The sequence below is a fragment of the Paraperibacillus esterisolvens genome, assembly GCF_046237625.1.
GTDB lineage: Bacteria > Bacillota > Bacilli > Bacillales > DSM-1321 > Paraperibacillus > Paraperibacillus esterisolvens.
Map to the genome: position 1 here is coordinate 2,319,598 of NZ_CP143545.1, position 17,993 is coordinate 2,337,590.

17 protein-coding genes and 1 tRNA gene are annotated in these 17,993 nt (G+C 41.1%); 7 read left to right on the plus strand and 11 right to left on the minus strand.

What is annotated here, in order from left to right; translation table 11 throughout:
- Position 1 precedes the first annotated feature (1 nt).
- Both V1501_RS11685 and V1501_RS11690 read right to left on the minus strand, forming a co-directional pair.
- Complete coding sequence (locus V1501_RS11685) at positions 2-1,090, minus strand: mandelate racemase/muconate lactonizing enzyme family protein (protein WP_409288286.1); 1,089 nt, start codon at positions 1,088-1,090, stop codon at positions 2-4.
- Positions 1,091-1,221: 131 nt separating this feature from the next.
- On the minus strand, positions 1,222-2,004 hold the full coding sequence (locus tag V1501_RS11690) for an aspartate/glutamate racemase family protein (protein ID WP_409288287.1): 783 nt from the start codon (positions 2,002-2,004) through the stop codon (positions 1,222-1,224).
- Positions 2,005-2,135: 131 nt separating this feature from the next.
- Between V1501_RS11690 and V1501_RS11695 the strand changes: the two genes are divergently transcribed.
- Positions 2,136-3,341 (plus strand): MFS transporter, encoded by a 1,206-nt coding sequence (locus V1501_RS11695; protein ID WP_409288288.1) that lies wholly within the window; start codon positions 2,136-2,138, stop codon positions 3,339-3,341.
- Positions 3,342-3,400: 59 nt separating this feature from the next.
- On the opposite strand, the gene V1501_RS11700 is transcribed toward V1501_RS11695, so the two are convergent.
- The 3 genes from V1501_RS11700 to V1501_RS11710 are packed head-to-tail and all read right to left on the minus strand — an operon-like array spanning position 3,401 to position 6,790.
- On the minus strand, positions 3,401-5,146 hold the full coding sequence (locus V1501_RS11700; protein ID WP_409288290.1) for a M28 family peptidase: 1,746 nt from the start codon (positions 5,144-5,146) through the stop codon (positions 3,401-3,403).
- 18 nt (positions 5,147-5,164) lie between these two features.
- The gene (locus V1501_RS11705) at positions 5,165-6,307 is read right to left on the minus strand and encodes a M20 family metallopeptidase (RefSeq protein ID WP_409288292.1); all 1,143 of its coding nucleotides are present in this window, start codon (positions 6,305-6,307) and stop codon (positions 5,165-5,167) included.
- Positions 6,308-6,331: 24 nt separating this feature from the next.
- Positions 6,332-6,790 (minus strand): Lrp/AsnC family transcriptional regulator, encoded by a 459-nt coding sequence (locus V1501_RS11710; protein WP_409288293.1) that lies wholly within the window; start codon positions 6,788-6,790, stop codon positions 6,332-6,334.
- Positions 6,791-7,628: 838 nt separating this feature from the next.
- On the opposite strand from V1501_RS11710, the gene V1501_RS11715 reads away from it, so the two are divergent.
- From V1501_RS11715 to V1501_RS11725, 3 genes are read left to right on the plus strand one after another with little or no spacing between them, the layout of a single operon-like run.
- Positions 7,629-8,993 (plus strand): spore germination protein, encoded by a 1,365-nt coding sequence (locus V1501_RS11715; RefSeq protein WP_409288295.1) that lies wholly within the window; start codon positions 7,629-7,631, stop codon positions 8,991-8,993.
- On the plus strand, positions 8,994-10,082 hold the full coding sequence (locus V1501_RS11720) for a GerAB/ArcD/ProY family transporter (protein WP_409288297.1): 1,089 nt from the start codon (positions 8,994-8,996) through the stop codon (positions 10,080-10,082). It begins immediately after the preceding gene.
- The gene (locus V1501_RS11725; RefSeq protein WP_409288298.1) at positions 10,079-11,179 is read left to right on the plus strand and encodes a Ger(x)C family spore germination protein; all 1,101 of its coding nucleotides are present in this window, start codon (positions 10,079-10,081) and stop codon (positions 11,177-11,179) included. Before V1501_RS11720 ends, V1501_RS11725 begins: the two co-directional genes overlap by 4 nt.
- A gap of 333 nt (positions 11,180-11,512) precedes the next feature.
- On the opposite strand, the gene V1501_RS11730 is transcribed toward V1501_RS11725, so the two are convergent.
- The 3 genes from V1501_RS11730 to V1501_RS11740 form a co-directional block, all read right to left on the minus strand.
- Positions 11,513-11,586: transfer RNA gene (locus tag V1501_RS11730), tRNA-Arg, on the minus strand.
- A 100-nt stretch (positions 11,587-11,686) separates the two neighbouring features.
- Positions 11,687-12,961, minus strand: coding sequence for a LysM peptidoglycan-binding domain-containing protein (locus tag V1501_RS11735; protein ID WP_409288300.1), 1,275 nt, complete (start codon positions 12,959-12,961; stop codon positions 11,687-11,689).
- Positions 12,962-13,091: 130 nt separating this feature from the next.
- The gene (locus V1501_RS11740) at positions 13,092-13,730 is read right to left on the minus strand and encodes an NUDIX hydrolase (protein ID WP_409288302.1); all 639 of its coding nucleotides are present in this window, start codon (positions 13,728-13,730) and stop codon (positions 13,092-13,094) included.
- 170 nt (positions 13,731-13,900) lie between these two features.
- On the opposite strand from V1501_RS11740, the gene V1501_RS11745 reads away from it, so the two are divergent.
- The 3 genes from V1501_RS11745 to V1501_RS11755 all read left to right on the plus strand — a co-directional run bounded on the left by V1501_RS11745 (position 13,901) and on the right by V1501_RS11755 (position 15,363).
- A complete protein-coding gene (locus V1501_RS11745; RefSeq protein WP_409288304.1) occupies positions 13,901-14,566 on the plus strand; it encodes a YhcN/YlaJ family sporulation lipoprotein in 666 nt (221 codons plus the stop codon).
- A gap of 116 nt (positions 14,567-14,682) precedes the next feature.
- Positions 14,683-14,808 (plus strand): hypothetical protein, encoded by a 126-nt coding sequence (locus V1501_RS11750; RefSeq protein WP_409288306.1) that lies wholly within the window; start codon positions 14,683-14,685, stop codon positions 14,806-14,808.
- A gap of 144 nt (positions 14,809-14,952) precedes the next feature.
- Complete coding sequence (locus tag V1501_RS11755; protein WP_409288307.1) at positions 14,953-15,363, plus strand: hypothetical protein; 411 nt, start codon at positions 14,953-14,955, stop codon at positions 15,361-15,363.
- A 50-nt stretch (positions 15,364-15,413) separates the two neighbouring features.
- On the opposite strand, the gene V1501_RS11760 is transcribed toward V1501_RS11755, so the two are convergent.
- The 3 genes from V1501_RS11760 to V1501_RS11770 form a co-directional block, all read right to left on the minus strand.
- Complete coding sequence (locus V1501_RS11760) at positions 15,414-16,664, minus strand: ATP-binding protein (RefSeq protein WP_409288309.1); 1,251 nt, start codon at positions 16,662-16,664, stop codon at positions 15,414-15,416.
- Positions 16,665-16,770: 106 nt separating this feature from the next.
- Positions 16,771-16,962: a hypothetical protein gene (locus V1501_RS11765; RefSeq protein WP_409288311.1), complete on the minus strand. Its 192-nt coding sequence runs from the start codon at positions 16,960-16,962 to the stop codon at positions 16,771-16,773.
- 304 nt (positions 16,963-17,266) lie between these two features.
- The gene (locus tag V1501_RS11770) at positions 17,267-17,920 is read right to left on the minus strand and encodes a DUF421 domain-containing protein (protein ID WP_409288313.1); all 654 of its coding nucleotides are present in this window, start codon (positions 17,918-17,920) and stop codon (positions 17,267-17,269) included.
- Between the last annotated feature and the right edge of the window lie 73 nt (positions 17,921-17,993).

Here is a 17,993-nt window from a genome sequence, read left to right on the forward strand (position 1 = left end):
ATTACGGCTCCTCCACTATCTCATCGAAAATATCTTCCATCCCGAACCCAATACCATTCGGGATATCCATCAATCCTTTTATTTCCGTCACTCCAAACGGATCGTCCTTTAAATAATACGGACCAACCATTTCATGCGAGTAGTTTCCTGGTAAAATGGTGGAAAGATGGAGACTTGCATAGGTACCAAGAAGGGTGTCCCATGGACTGATTAACACACATTGAAGACCAATCGCTTCTGAAAATTGTTCGATTTGAACGGCTGGTGTGACACCGCCGCATTTGATTAGCTTAATACCAACAAGGTCGATGGCTTCCTTTTTTGCAAGCTCGTAGACATCCTTTAACGTGTGGGCACTTTCATCAGCCATGATGGGAATGGAGGTTGTGCTTCTAATATGTCTTAAGCCGTTATAATCCCATCCGGGTACTGGCTGTTCAATGTAGTCAATCTTATATGGTTCGATTTCTTTAATCACCTGGATGGCCGTTTTCACTTTATAGCCCTGATTGGCATCAACTCTCAAATGAATATCTGGACCAATCGCCTGTCGAATTTGAGAAATAGCTTCGATATCTTTTCGAAAGTCGCTGCCAATTTTAATTTTTAGTGTATCGAAGCCAGCAGCCGCCATTTCTTTTGCTGCTCGGGCCATTTCCTCTGGTGATTCATCCCCTAATACGTAGGCCACTCTGACAGGTTGTTTCCTTTCACCGCCTAAAAGCTCAAATACAGGGGTTTTCAACCTTTTTCCTTGAACATCCCATAAAGCCATATCAATCGCTGACTTGGCACCAGCTCCATTCCCGAGAATGATTCCCATTGTTTGATGTATATCTCTTAACGAATATACGGGTTTTCCAACAATGGCTGGGGCGACTTTTTTTTCCACTAACACCTTCATTGTTTCAACGGTCTCTCCAGTAAAAAAAGGCAATTCCGATGCTTCTCCAAGACCAGTCAATCCTGTGTTGGTGGTGATACGGACAATAAGATGAGATTGAAATGAAGGCATTTGACCGTATGTCATTTTAAAATCGACATGTAAAGGCGTTCGCACTATCTTTGCCTCTACCTTTGTAATGTACAAAAGTTTCCCTCCTACCTATTTAAACGACCATGTAAATTATGATCGAATATTTTTGGTACATTAGGTTGTTTTAGGGTTGATTAGAGTTTTTAACAATAACCTTTTTTCAAAGAAGCATTGTAGGTATACCGTTATTGAACGATTTTGTTTTTCTTTACGAGTAAACCTTTTGAAGAGCTAACCGACCCAGATGAAATCTTTGGCGGTGTAAGATAGGCAAGCTTGGAGTGTGATACCCCTGCTCCAACCAAAGCCTCCGCAATTTTTAATGAGGTTTTTCCAGGATTGATAACAGGAACACCAAGCTCCTTAGACATTTCTTCCGCCACATTAAGAAAGCCCATTGACATACAGCCTAAAACCAGTGTATCTGCCCGATCTTCCTGAATGGCCTTTTTCCCCTCTTCGACTAGTTTTTGGATCGTTCTTTCACGATCATTGGCAAGTTCTAGAACAGGTGTATTAATAGCACGCACAGAAGCTAGCTTCTTGCCAATCCCTGCTTTTTCAACTAAATGATGCAGGGGATTGATAATGCTATTTGTCACGGTTATGATTGAAAATCGGTAACCGCACATTGCTGCTGCCATTACACCCGCTTCACCTGGCCCCACTACCACCATTTTTTCAGTCACTTCTCTAACTGCGTCCAAACCCGGGTCTCCATAACAACCCAAAATGGCTGCATCGTACCCTTTTTGCTCCATCTCCAGCATAAGGTCAACAGTATTTGGTATACTCAGGTATTCCTCATATAGCGATTCAATAGATGCAGGGCCTTCATCAACATCAACAATATCAACATGTGTACCTGGCGCAGCATAGGAGCGCAGGATTTCTAATCTCCTCTCCATTTCTTGACGTCCTGGTTCCGTCCGGCTTATCGGTCCTGGCAGTACATAAACGATTTTCATAGTGATTCCTCCTTTAGTGTTCGATTATAATACTTGCAAGTTCTATGCCAATTTTGGACATCAAGTTAGATTGGCATAAAAATTGCATTTTTAATTCATATAACTGTTGAAATATAAAGGTTGTGGGACTCATGAAACAAGATCTCGATTTTTTTATAAAGGAAAAAACAAGCCAATTCTGGAAGGCCACTATTGCACTAAGTTTCGGGTCTTTCCTCGTGTTTTCAAATTTACATTTCACACAGCCTTTACTTCCGTTAATATCCAGAGAATTTGGGGTTTCTCCTGCAATGGGCAGTTTAACGGTTTCCCTTGTGACATTTTCATTAAGTTTTTTTTTATTATTAGCTGGTCCTATTTCTGATCATATTGGCCGAAAAAACTTAATGTCTTTCGGGCTCCTTTCTTCATCTTTACTTTCCCTTGCGATATTTTTTGTTTCCGATTTCTGGTTCCTCCTATTGTTACGCACGATCCAAGGGATCACCCTAGCTTGTTTACCGGCTATTGCTTATGCCTATATTGCTGAAGAATTTGAAAAAAGCGCTATAGGTGTTGCAATCGGGCTCTATATAAGCGGAAACTCGATCGGTGGAATGGGCGGGAGAATCATCGGTGGATTCACGTCTGATTTATGGGGATGGCGGTACGCCTATTTAACAATGGGTTTGATTGGTCTTTTTTGTTTTCTGTTCTTTATATTTAACTTACCTAAATCAAGACATTTTTCCCCCAATTCTTTGGAGTTTAAGGAGGTCTTAGGGCATTTTATTGCCCATCTAAAAAATCGCGAACTAAGATCGGCGTATTATATTGCTGGTATCATCTTTTTTATTTTCATGGGATTGTTTAATTATTTATCCTACCATCTGCAAGGGGCACCGTATCATTTATCTCCCAGCATAATCGGTCTTTTATTTCTATCCTACCTTGCTGGAACATATAGTTCGACTTTATCGGGAAAACTGGATGCCCTTATAAGTATTCCTAATCGGATGTGTACAGGCCTCCTCATTATGTTAACGGGTGTTTTGCTAACGCTTTTCACCTCGCTTTTAATGATATTAATCGGCCTTATCATTGTCTGTTTTGGTTTTTTCTTCGTACATGCAGCTGCAACAAACTGGGTAAGTATCCTGGCGAAAGATTCAAAAGGAAGTGCCTCCTCTCTCTACTTGTTTTTCTATTATGCAGGTGGTAGCCTGGGAAGTTATGTCTTAGGGTTTGTTTGGGAGTATTTCGGGTGGTATGCGATTGTAACGGCAGCCATCTTGTTACTAATGGCGGGTTTAAAAATAACCCTTGGCATGGTAACCGTGCAAAAGAGTAAAAGTTAAAAATGAATTTGTAAAAAGGGAGAAATGGATCGACCATTCTCCCTTTTTTATATCATTATTTACTTATTTATTTGCTCAACTGCGAGGTTAACGGTCTGGATTGCTTTCAATAAGGCATAGTTTACTTTATTGAGATTGCGCTTTAATTCGGTCAGGACTAGATGATATTGATGACTTCCTATCTCTAAATCTGCTAATTTCTCACAATTCGCTAGTAACGGGATCGGAGGCTGCTTTAATGCTGAATCATGGTAGAATATGTCCCCTTTCACATAATTAAGGGGAACTAAAATATTGGAAAGTTGTTTTAATGTTTTGTTAGCATGAGTAATTTGCGTGTCTCTAAGTGCCGTTAGCAGACTGCTAAGCTGTTTTAATTTATTTTTCAATTCCTCGATACGGTTATTTGCAATACTAAAATTCAGGTGGCCATTTGTTTTGCCTTGATAGTCCTTGATGCATGTTTCCAATTCTTCTACAGCTGCCAATTGGTTTACAGGTAAAATCTCCGTAGTACATGCTTCATACACGATGGATAAATAAATTTTGCAATCACGGGCAAGATTTTCTGGAGAAATCTTGTCAAGTGTATCTTCTGTAGTATGCCACCACCAGCCAAAACCTCCGGCTTTTCCAGCTCCAAATAATTGAGAAAAAGCTTCTGATGCTGGATTGTTGGACTGAGGCTGTTCAGATAACCCCATAAAAAGTGACGGAACACCAGGGCCCCAGAATGATTGATCCCCTGCTCTGCCAAATCGTGATCCTTCGAACTCATCTCCTGTTAGTTCCTTAATAGACCTTTTAGCAAGATCTCTAGTCTCAGCCATACAATTAGCCTCTGTTATTATCGTTGCTCCTTTGCCGCCAACTGAATCTATATTAATATGAAGAACACAATTTTCGTGAAGATCTTCCCAATGTTCATCACAATACAAAGCAGAACCTGCATAACGGCCATGCGAGTGGCCTGACCAGAAGGCAAGCCTTAAGCTGCGACGGAGATTGTCTTTATTTAAGGCAAGTATTCTTGCAACTTCCAACATTGTTGCATTTGCTGTTCCATTATCCATTACCCCATAATGCCATGAATCAATATGGCCGCTAAATAATACAAAATGATCATTCTCGTCATTACCTGGAATATCAGTAGTTAAAGTTGGGATTTTTCTCCATTCAGTATCAACCTTAGTTTTTAGCCATCCTCGACAATTGGTGTGACTTTTTACAAAGTTTTTCATCTTTTGTCCATCATGAAAATTGACCGATACAACCGGAATCTTTGGCAAATTTTCAAAAGTATGAGGTGAAGGGTTTCCCCATACTGGTGAAACGATCATTTCATGAGTATATTCAGCATTTATAAAGATAATTGATTTTGCTCCTGCTTGCTGAGCCTGAAGTACCGCTCCTGGGATAGCGAGACCATCTAGCAGGACTATTTTTCCGCTAACTGGATTTTTTTGATAGTCTGCACATACTGACTTACCTAAGTACACAATTTCGCCCTCTAACCCTTTTTCATCCGTAGAAACGGCCATTGAATGTGTAATGGCGGGAAAGCTTTGGCCGTTAACCTTTAGCTCCGTTTTTCCTGGAAGGCTAATGTAAGCATCATTAAATGTTAACTCTGTTGTTAAACCAAATTCTTCAAGCTTTGATTTTGCATAATAAAAGGCACGGAGCTCTTCCTCCGATCCTGATAGACGAATTTCTGAAGCAACGTTTTTAGTATATTCCATTAATAGATTCTGATTTACTTCCTTAAGCATTTGGCTTTTAATAGATTCTAAATTGGCCTTCATCAGAAATCCCCCTATTGGTTATTTTGCTAACTCCTTAATCATCAAAGATAATAATGCACTTCTTTTTGGCATTTGAGAAATAATGATATGTTCATTAAGAGCATGCGCCCCGTCACCAACTGCACCTAAACCATCCAGGGTTGGTGCAAACGGTGCAGTAAAGTTCCCGTCACTTCCTCCACCTGTTTCTTTCTCTTCCAATTTTAAACCCAGTTTTTCCTGGGCTATTTTCTTTGCCATGTTAAAAAGTGAAATAACTTGATCTGTTCGTTCTAATGGAGGTCGATTGATACCGCCGGTTACTCTAACTTTAACACCAGCCATATTTGGCTTCAGATTTTTGATGATTGGTATGATCCGATCAAATTCTGCTTTCGTTTTTACACGTAAATCGATATCTGCTTCCGCTTCTTCTGCAATCACATTTACGGTTGTTCCACCTGTGATTTTGCCTACATTAACGGTCGTTCCTTTGCTATAATCAGTTAATTCATGTAAATAAGTTACTTGTTTGCTTAATTCAAGAATAGCGCTTATTCCTCTTTCAGGTTCCACTCCTGCATGAGCTGCTTTACCTTTTACATTTAGTTTGAATATTCCCACACCTTTTCTAGCAGTCTTTAATGCGCCTTGCTTCGATATAGCTGGTTCTAATACCAACACGTATTTACTTTTTTTTGCTTCTTCTTCTATAAGTTTTTGAGAGGATGGGCTTCCCAACTCTTCATCAGATGTACATAGAAAAACGACCTTTTTGTTTAATTGTGCATTTGTTTCTTTTAGTGCACGCAGTGCATATAACCCCTGGACAATACCTCCTTTCATATCAAAGACTCCTGGTCCATAGGCGATATCTCCTTCTATTTTAAATGGGATTTTTTCTACAATATCCCCTTTATTCCAGACTGTATCATAGTGTGCTAAGAGCAAAATTTGTTCATCACCAGTTCCAAATTCACCTCTGACATGATTACCGTAAAACTCATTTTGAATTATGGATGTTTTCCCAGAAGTTAATTTTTCGAATAATTTCGCAATGAAAGAAGCCAGTTCATCAGTTAATACTTTCTCACGAGTAGGTGATTCCTTTTCTACTATTTGTTTTAATGTCTCCAGCATTTCCGCTTGGTTTTCCTTTAAAATTTCGACGAGATCTTTCATAGCAACCCCCTTATCTGATTCTAATTATCGAGAAGATTGAGGACCAACTTCCCAATCATAGCTCTGCTTATAGATTTCCAAAATCAACGAAGACTCTATCGAATCAATACCATCGATTGGGCTAATGCCATTCTTCATAACCCGATAAAGTTCCTCATTTGATGATGTTATGACTTCCACATATAAGTCATATACACCCGTTGCGGCGGCCACAAAACGGACCTCTGGGATCGCTACTAGTTTTTTTACAATATGGTCTAATTTTCGATGACGCACCTTCATTCCAAAGATGGTCACACTAGGACTTCCTGTCTTAAATGGATTGACTACACCTACAATTTTAAGAATTTGGTTTTCTATCAGTCTTTGAACTCTGTTTCTGACGGTCCCGACAGTAGTGCCTAGTTCCTCCGAAATGTCAGTATAGGAAGTTCTTCCATCTGTTTGTAACCTTTTAATGATGTTAAAATCTAGTTCATCCAAATTCAGCGGGGCATCCTCAACCTTATTAATAGAACTCTCCCTCCTTTGAATATTCAAAATTTTCATTTTATTACATAATAAATTATAAAATTTTTAATATCAATTAAATTTTTTAAATTATTTTCAGAAAAACACCAGCTTCAAAACCAGAGCTGTTTTACTATTTTCACATATTTAGTCGATTCTTGCCCGAAGCCTATCTAGGATCATTTCCTAACGCAGCAGCTGAGAGCCCTTGTGTTAGACAGGACTGGTATTGCGTACCTATCTGAGCAAAAATCGAAAAAAAAGCATATTGCTTGAAAAATGCACGCCAAAATTCCCTAAGGTTTCCTTTATTTATCCTCCAAAATACAATACCAGAGCTAGTTTTTATGAAGTACACTTCATATCCCAATGAAATCTAAATTAGACTGGGTAAGTCTTTAATGTCTCTCCAAAAATTTAAAAATGGCAGGCAGAGACCTGATAAAGGAGACTTGTTGATGGCGGACGCATGCGAAGATAGAAGCTTAGTCGAAACTATGCTTGTGAGTGTTTTTCTCCCAATAGACGGATTGACTTATGACTCGAGGGTCTGCAGCCTTGTAGCTGGATCAACCACAGATGGGTTTAGAGAAGATGTTTGGGTTAAGAACGCTTATTGAAATCAGTACCCAAGCCTTCATATTGGTTTTTTACAACGCTATCTAAAAAGATTCCTGCTATGGCATAATTCTGGATGTTTCAGGATTATGCTTTCTTGTCCTAAATTGCCAAATCGGCCATCCATTGGTATAAGTCATAAATGTTTTACAAATACTACAGCAATGACATGAACTAAAGGTGTGATGATGATATGGCAAACCAACAGAAAATAGTGAGCACCTTAAAGGAACAGCTTGGCAATAGCAGCGATTTCAAAATACAGGATATTGATTCTTTCCGCAAAAAAATTGTCCTTGTCTATATAGAAAGTTTAATTGATTACCAAAAGATAAATAAAGACCTCATTGACCCTCTGCTTTTATGTGAGAAAGAAGATAAATATTTATTGCATTTGCTCTCACTCCCCCCTTGCAGGCAGCTAAAAACCGGAGACAATTTATTATCACTGCTTATGAAGGGCAATATCTTGATAATCACTACGGATTCTGTTTTTTCGTATGATGCAAAGATATCAATAAATAATCAGCCTGAGGATTCAGCTGTTGAAATGGCGGTTCTCGGTCCCCAAAAGGGATTATGCGAGAACTTAAAAACTAATATTAATTTAGTAAGAAACCGTTATCCTTCTGAAAATTTAATCATGGAACAGCAGACCGTCGGAACGATGTCTAAAACACCAATTGCTCTTATGTATGATAAAAAGCTGGTAGACCACGATGTTTTAAGTGATGTAAAGAAGCGTCTGCCGGAAATTAAGATGGATATGATTCAGGCAATCGGCCAGCTTGAGAACGCCATGACCAAGAAAAAACATCATTTGTTTCCGATCATGATGATTACGGAACGGCCGGACCGGATTGCGTTCAATCTTTCACAGGGGAAACTAGTTATTCTCATGCACGGAACCCCTTTTGCCCTTATTGTCCCTGCTGTTTTTTTCGATTTTATGTCCTCAATGGATGATACTTCACACACATTTTGGTCCAGCAGGCTGATGATTGCAATTAGATATATTGGTCTTCTCATTACCCTTGTTCTGCCAGCCTTGTATATAGCTGTTACTTCATATAATCCTGAAATACTAAGGTCTCAGCTGGCTGCTACTATTGCCGGAAGCCGTGCAGGAGTTCCATATCCCTCTTTTTTTGAAGTAGCATTCATGATGCTGGCTGTAGAGATGCTGGTAGAGTCCAGCATGAGGCTGCCGAAAGCGATTGGACCGACAGCAACTACAGTTGGCGGGCTCATACTCGGGCAGGCGGCGCAGCAGGCTCAGCTGGTCAGTTCCATAATGATTATCATTACTGCATTTGTCGCCATTTCTAATTTTACGATACCCGTTAATCCAATGAGTTTTGCCATCAGGGTGGCCCGATATCCCTTAATTCTTCTGGCAAGTTTTTTTGGGATGATGGGTATAGTAGCAGGACTTACCCTGCTACTATGTTATCTTACTGACAAGACAAGCTTCGGTACCCCTTTCTTGAGATTATATGGGGGTTCCTCGAGGAGGATAGAGAAAATAAATGAAAATCCGAAGGGGGAGAAAGGGTAATTGGCGCGTTATTTTTATATGATTGTTTTTTTGAATATGTTAGTGCACATCATTTTTAATGTTCCGCAGATTTTAATTCAAAACCGCTTCAATGGCGCGGTCATATCAATGGCTATAAGTATTTTAATCGGGACCATTTTGTCCTATATATTTATAAAGGCAATGAGTAAATATCCCTATAACGGCCTGCCGGAAATATTCATGGACCTGCTGCCTGCGTATATCAGGATTCCCTTTTTACTTTTTTTATCGTTAATGTGGATCGCTGCTGGGAGTCTGGCTATTGGTTCGTTTGCCTATTTAGTCAAGCTTTATTTGAATCCCGAGATGGATTTGAAAATCATTTTAGGATTTCTTGTTCTTGTGCTCATATACGGATCTACACGCTCGACACAATCTATCATTTATAAAATAGGATTTACCGTCCTAACCGCATCACCATTCATTGCTTATATCATCTATAAAGCGGTGACGAGTGACTATTTTTACCCTGTACATATAAAAAGAGTTCTTCAATACAGCTGGGAAATGCCCAACTACAGCTCTGTCGCCGCTGCCAGTTATATGTTTACCGGATATATTAACCTTGTCATTATGAACAGAAATATTCAAGCCAAGCGAATACTTAAACACTTCTGGATTATTCCTGTCTTAGGAACATTAATCCTAGGTTTTACCTATTTAATTCCCTTTGGATTTTTAGGAATCAAATCTATAGGTGATTTTGTATTCCCCTGGATGGTAACGGTAGATACATTAAGAATGGAATATGGTTTTATTGAACGGACAAGCTTTCTTTTAGTTATGATTTTTATGCTCTTGTCGATTCTATTTGGGATCATTACATGGAATGTGGGACTGGAGCTTATGAAAGGAGCTTTTGGAATAGAAGATAGAAAAACAGGGAAGCGGCTTTTCACATTGATCTTTCTGGGCATTGTAGGGTTTCTGACTGTATATTTTCAGGTAACCATCAACCAAAGATCTTTTTTCGAGGCTGTAAAAATCTGGTTTAACCTGCGGCTCCCTGTGGAGATTCTTCTAGTATTGGCGGTTTCTTTACTTCCCTTAAGGAGGAAACAAGCATGAACAGGAATGTAGTAATGGTTTGTACTTTTGCAGTACTAATGGGTTTGTTGACAGGCTGTGCATATAAGGACATTGACAAACGTTTTTTTGTGACATCCATGGGTGTGGATTACTCAAAAAACCCACAAAAACCGTTCCATGTTTCTTTAAAATTAGCGATTCCATCTCCCCAGGTTCAGCCAGGCAAAACTAACTTTCAGATAATTTCTGAAAACGCGGATTCCATCGCTGAAGCGGTACGGGTCTTAAAATCCAAGGTAGATAAAGACTTTGATTTTGGCCACTGCAGAGTTTTGGTTTTTAGCAGGGAGATTATGCGAAAACACCAGGCTGAGGTTTTGAACTGGTTCATGCGTCGAAGGGATATTCAGGGAATAGCCTATATGGCACTGGGCGATCCAACTGCGGAAAAGGTGATAAAAGTAAAAGCGAAATCGGAACGGCTCCCCTCAAATGCTATCATTCTGTCCTTTGATGAAACTTCCAATGACTCCCCGTACATCATACCTGAAATACTTAATGACTTTTATGTGCGGCTTAGAGAAGAAGGAATAGATCCATATCTGCCTGTAATTCAGCCTTTAAAAGATACTTACGTCATCAACAAGGCAGTCTTATTTAAAGGCTCCAGATTAAGCAAGGAATTAAACAAAGATGAAACAAGGATTTTGAATGAGCTCCTTAACACTGAAAGAAGAGGACTGATCAATGTTAAACAGGGAGAAAATGAATTTTTTGTAAATGTTGAAAGTTTTAAGGGGAAGACAACCGTCGTTATTCCGAGGAATACTAAGCCATATGTCAACGTTCATATCAAGATCGATGGATATATCGAGTCTTCTAGTACAAAGCTTTACCATAATCATGAACTGATGGAGGACCAAAGGCTGGCATCTGAGGTAATAAGTAAACGAGTAATTAGGACGTTGGAAACCATTCAAAAAACAGGATCAGACCCCTTAGGCCTTGGCCTGAAGTACCAGGCTAAACAGGGTGTATCTGAAGATAAAGTTAAAAAATGGAATAAAATCTACCCGCATATTCAATTTAAAGTAAAAACAGAGCTTAAGCTTCGAGGAACTGGAATCATGTATTAAACAGCTTTTAAGCACCCTTACAAAAGTTTGAAATTCCTTATTTTAATGTCATGAAGGAAAGTCCCCCCTGCATAACACTCTAAATTTACAGTTGCTGGGGCAAGAGTTTAAGATGAAGCAGCATCTGGGGTTCTTTCTGATATATGCTCTTGGCATAATACTTTCCTCTCCCGTGGTTATCGTAAATACTTTAAACGACTGCGGTTTAACCTAATCATTATAAAGTTGTTGCAGCCAAATCCGAAATAACGAAAAAAGGCTGATATATGCAGGCAGCCAAAACCGTTTTATGTTTTGGTAACCCTTATATATCAACCTTTTTTTACAAGTTAGCGTTCCAGGAGAGATTCGAACTCCCGACCTACAGCTTAGGAGGCTGTCGCTCTATCCTGCTGAGCTACTGGAACATGTTTTGTTTTGTCAGCTTTTTTATTATATTAAAATATTACGAGTACGTCAATAAAAAAGTTGGGAATTAGGGAAAGTCCGGGAAAAAAAGTTGATTTCTTAACGGGAAAGGAGCGGCTGTCCTCCCTGGGTATTGTTTTTCAGGTAAGTCCAGAGCTGGGGTGCGGGGAGGCTTAGCTGCCAGAGTGTGGTTCCGAGCAGCCTGTTTGCGTCGATGAGCCTGATTTTTTCGATGTAGCTGCGGATGTCTTCGAACCAGACGATATGCCGGACTGCTCCGCTTTGATAGGTATAGAATGGCGATTGGGCCGCTTCGTCCCACCTGATGGAACTGCCCTTTGCTATAGCCTGGTTCTGCGCTGCCAGGACAGAGAGGGCTTTGGTTTCGTTATTCTGGCCGCTTTTATCGTATCCGTAGAGAGCCATCGCTATCATCATTTTCTGGGGAGGGATCAGTGTCAGTGAATATCTGATTACCTCCGCTATCCACCAATACGGCGAAATGGGGTCTGGCGGTCCTCCCGGATAGCCGTAGTCGATAGTCATGACGGCAGTGATATCCGCGATACGTCCTATTGTTTCATAATCATAGGCACCAACAATCGGGTTCTGGGGCATATCCTGCACTTTGGCATGGACATTCACCTGCAGGATCATATTCCCAAGCTCAGCTTTCAGTTCGCGCAGAAAATCATTGAAATCATTCCGGTTCCCGGGAGGAATGAATTCAATATCGATGCTGACTCCCCCATATCCCCTCTGCCGTGCCAGATGAGCCAGGCTCTGAACCAGATTCCTCCGGTATTGTTTATTCCCGAAAACACGTCCGGCAAGCGGCGCATCAAACTTATCAGCCCTGTAGTTCCTGATCATAAGGAGCGGGATGATGCCAAGCTCCCTGCTTCTCCCCACCACTTCCTCATCCTTCAGGGCTGCATAAGCATACCCTTCCTCTGTAAAAGAAAAGGCTGTAACCGCAATATAAGTTAACTGACCGCCTATTTCATTCAGGATGGGCAGGATGCTGTTAGGACTGGAGGGAACGACGAAACCAAGTATCTGCAGCGGCATCTTTACATTGGAAGGGATGCTGATGACCTGGCCTGGCCTTAACTGGTACGGATTTATTCCCGGATTGACCATCATGATGGCCATAACGGTGGTTTGGTATAAGGCGGCTATATTATATAGTGTATCTCCTGCCTTTATCTGATAAGCCCTAATAAAGTCCCTGCCTGGAATATAAAGTGAAAGGCCTGGAACGAGCTCATCCGATTTAAGTCCGTTTGTATCGGTCAAAATAGAAATCGGTATGCTGTATCGCTGGGATATTGCCCATAAAGTATCTCCCTTTTTCACAACATGAACAGCCATGATACCAACACCTTTACATTCTCGTTATAACATCATATTGCAGTATGGCATCCATTATGTGCACGGAAAAAAAGGCTGCCCGTTAAAAAACAGGCACCCTGCTCAGTTCTTATGATCCTAAAAAGGGGGATCAATCGTTAAATTGTTCTCCCTGTCCGCCAAGCAGACCAACGAAATGGGAAAGAATCCGCGCAGTCAGCCCCCAGATGACCTTTCGTTCATAAATATAAAAATATTCTTCAAGCTGCCTTGGCCTCCACTGGTAGTTTTCACCGCCCACCAATAATTCCATCGGAAAGCCTTCTTCAGGCTCTGCCCTAAAATTGACGCGGTGTATCCTTGGAGGAGTGTTCATCAAAAAACTAAGAGGGACTGTAAAGATTTCTCCAACTTCAGAAGCATTCACTACGATATTTTCCGGTTCAGAGATAAAGCCCGCAAATGGATAGACCATCATCCCATAAGGAGATATTAAATAGTCCAGTGGATAAACATTATTAATGGCATCCCTTTTCAGACCGAGTTCTTCCATGGTCTCGCGGATTGCAGCCTCCTGTTCATCGGTATCCCCTTTGTCAATCCTTCCTCCAGGAAAGCATATTTCTCCTGGCTGCCTTCTAAGCTCCAGGGAACGAACTTCAAATAGGACATGAATTCCATCTTCTTTTTTAATGAGGGGGATTAATACTGAGAATTTTGAAAATGTCTCACTCCCAAGTACTTTGGGTGTATGCTCCTCGAGAAGGCTCACTATTTTTTTTATATCCATAAACTCACCTCAGCCGCTCACATCATTTATTCTATCCATTATAACACTTTTATCCATAATACATTTACCCAGGCTGCCCCGGTTTTTAATCACCCCCGGTAAGAGCCGTATATTTTCACCGACTTTTGGAATGCTAAGCCTGCAACTATTTTATAAAAGGAGTGAAGAACATGAAAAAAGGTACGCTTATCTTATCTTCTTTACTTGTCCTTTCAGGTCTTGCAGGCTGCGGCAATAATGATAATGACAATGCTTCGCCTAAAATCAGGAACAATGGCGGAACAAAAATCAGGACCGATATGAATAAAGATCATCACCTGCGGACTGAAAATAAGATCGAAGGTAAAGTAGAAGATCTTAATTATGTCGATGATGCACATGTGATTGTTTCAGGAAATGATGCATATGTGGCAGTGAGGAAGCATGACCGCGACCGCGATGGTGTTAACAACAATATGACCGGAAACAGGGATGGAGCGGACATCGATAATAACATCGGGACAGACAGAATGGGTACTTATGGCGGTACTGGGACAGGGAACAGAATGGGTGATAATGCAGGTGACCTGAACGGCCGCGATAATGGGAATGAAGACAGTGCTGACAATGATGGAGCAAGAACCTACAGCAAGGTGGATTCCAAGCGAGAACAGGAAATTGCCGACCGGGTCCGCGCAGCCGATAAAAGCATACACAAAGTTTATGTAAGTTTTGACGAAGATGTTTTTGGCCGTTTTGGAGACTTTGACAACAATATCTTAGACGGAAACAATAACAATGATGACGGTCTGTTCAATAATTTCAACACGTATGTTAGAAGAGTGTTCAACCGCTGAATATTTTTCATAACTAACAATGCCATTTCATTCCAAATTAGGGTGCCCCGTTTATTTTGATACCAAAAGGGTATTTTTAAATATGCAGCAAAACAACCCTAAGGAGGATGACAACTATGGATCGTAAAAAAATGATGATGAGTACCCTGGCCCTTGGAGCAGCTTATTTAATGAGAAATAAAGATTCACGCCAGAAAGTCATGAACCAGCTCCAAACAATGGGAATGCCAAAGAAGAAATAGTCAAAAGTCTGACAAAGCCGGACCTGCTTCAGCAGGCCGGCTTTTATTTATAACTAAAATTTTTGGCAGTACGAGTTATATGACCATACACACTTCCCCAGTCAAGAATACATTGATGTTAGAGACTGGAAAGGAGGCAACAAAATGGCATTTTGGCTGAATAACCGCCGCCGCCCTCAGGGTGATGATAAATTCAATGGATTTGCTTACAGTGATGGAGGGGATTCTTCAGGTAACTCCAATTCTGATTCGGATGTTGACGCAGATGTGGAGAATGATGTTGACAGCCGCTCCAATTCGGATTCCCGAGTGGACAACGATGTAGATACCAGAAATGATAACGATAATGACAATGATAATGACAACGAGCTAAAAAACCATAACCGCAGCAATTCGACTTCCCACTCCAAGGTTTCCGACAGCGGTAACGCAAAAATTGACTTCTGCATCGATATAAACGTGGATTCTGACTCACAATCCCGAGTTCGTTCCCGGTCCGACTCTGATTCGGATTCTGATCAAAACCAGGATCAAGATCAGGATTCAGAAGATTGATACTTTTCTTCGCGAGATAAGCAGGCTTATCTCGCTTTACTTTTTCTACGCTATTGATGCTGGTTCAAAGCGGGAAAGGTAAAGGTAAATAAAGTGCCTGAATTCACTGCGCTCTCAACTTGAATGGTGCCATTCATCGCCTTGACGATGCCAAAGACCACCATCATGCCGAGTCCGGTTCCTTTGGAACCTTTTGTTGAATAATATGGCTGGCCGAGTTTTTGAAGCTGATCCTTCGTCATCCCGATTCCTGTATCTTTAACTTCTATGATGATGTGATGGTGGCCATATTGGGTGGTAATTGTCAGCTGCCCTCCGCCTGGCATGGATTCAATCGAATTTTTGATCACATTCAGGAAGCATTGATGGAACTTCTGACGGTCCCCCCTAATGCTGCCTGCCAGAGAAAAATGGGTGGTAATCTGCACAGAATGCTGATTGGCAATAGGCCGGAGGATGTTCACAACCTGAATGAGCTCTTTTCTTACATTAAGTTCCTCAATATAATCAAGAGAAGGTTTGGAAAAGGTTAAATAATCCTGGATGACCCGTTCTGCTGATTGCAGTTCCTCACCCACGATTGAAAGGTATTCTTCCCTCTTCTTTGAAGGAAGGGATTGATCTTTCAGGAGCTGGACAAAACCGATCGCTGCGGTCAGCGGATTACGGATTTCATGTGAGATGGCAGCCCCCATCTGCTCCACTGCTTCAAGCTTTTCGGACTTTACCAGCTGCTGATACATAAGGATATTCCTGCCGACAAATTCAATGAAGTACGAATAGATGGCGATGCCGAGCGGCGGGATGATCAGATAGGCGAACCATGCATCAAACCGGCCGGCATCAGTCCGGAACATTTCCAGCCCCATTGCTGTAGGGATGCTGATACAGATCATGATCATGACAGATACATAGATTTTTTTCTTTGGGCTGATTTTCTTGAAAATTGGATGCACTCTCCAAAGTATATAAGCAAGCGGTGCATAGAGGATAATATTAGCCAGGAAGCCCTCATCTATCCCGAACAGACCCCTGGTAAGGATACATATAGCGCACATGAGGGGGCCTGTTCCCAAATATAAACCGGCTATCAAAACCGGTACCGCCCTTAAATCGAACTGCAGGGAGTTTCCGGCAGGATAGGACACACTAAAGCAAATCCATAAAGCCCCTACCAGAATGACAGAATAGCTTGTGGCAGATATGGCAGAATCCCGCTTCCTTTCAAGCCACACCAGGGCAAAAAAGGCCAAGACCATCAATAAAGACAGATTGAAGAATAAATGTATGGTAATCTCCATTTCATCCACCATCCAAATGAGCTTATATAAGTTTTACCTTATTTTACTATAACTCTGCTGGGCGGGACAGTCCCTATTTCCCGGTTATTTCCCAAATCCCGTTCTTTTAATTCTTCCAGCACGAGGTCTTGACGTATCGTACAGCTGCATTCAGGGAAGGATTCAGGTGTAGCGGCAGGACGGATTTTTCTGATAATTGACAGATATAATAGTGGCAGACCATCTGAAGGACCGCATTTTCTTCCTGTTCTTCAGGTTGTTTCTCAACTACAATCCCAGCTTTTCTGTAAACACACATATGACATATCCCGTTTCCTCTGCCACTTCACATCTGATGGGTACTTCAAATGATTCACCAGCTTTCAATCCCGTGTTCGATTTAACGGGCAGTATCTGTCCTTCCCTTTAGATAACTGCCCTTACTGCCAAACGTATATTAAATTTAATTGGTTGTCTTCCAGAACCATCTTTCCGATTCTCTTTTCAAACTTCATGCTCACCCAACTCTCATTTATCTTTGCATTAATAGAAGCATAATTTAACGTATACAATGGCAAAAAGAGCGCAATTCCAGTGGATTTGCACCTTTTCATTTCATTCTGTTAATGACATTCGTGATATTGCTTAATAAAGAAGCCCTCCGGCTTCGACCACTCTGCATAATAGACATCCTTTATATCCTTGATTCCCTCTTCCCTAATTTCATTCAGCAGCCATTCTTCACCTTTTTCAATCTGTTTTAGATTGTCTTCATGAATATGGCCTTCATTGACAAGAAGGACAGACGGTTCTTCAACGACTGGCATATCGGGATACTTAAGCACAGAGATATCCCCGCTGTTTTCAAGGATGATGTAATTGACTTCCTTCAGGGAAAAAACCCCTTTCTGCCGGAGCATGCCCCTCAGCTCCTCAAGCTCAAGGCTCGCCTTCTCAAGCTCATGGATGCTGACATTTCCATTACGGATGAGTACCTGGCTTGATCCCTTCAACGGCGCCCGCAGCTTATCAAACTTCTGCGTGAGTTTTTCCACCGAATAAATCAAAGCTCCCCATACAGCTACAGAAAATAACATTTGCGGAATTGTATGGTCGGTATGATAGATTGTTTCTTCTACCATACCGCCGAGTATCAAGGCGTAGACAAAGTCGAAAGGAGTCACCTGTGACATCCTCTTTTTTCCTACCAGCCTGGTTACAACAACGAGTGCTGCCAGGCCGACGACAAGTTTTAGAACAATGGATAGATAAATCAACGAAAAGCCTCCCTGCATATTTTGCCTGCTTCTCTATTTCCCCATCTTTTCTGCCTAAAACTTTTTTTTGACT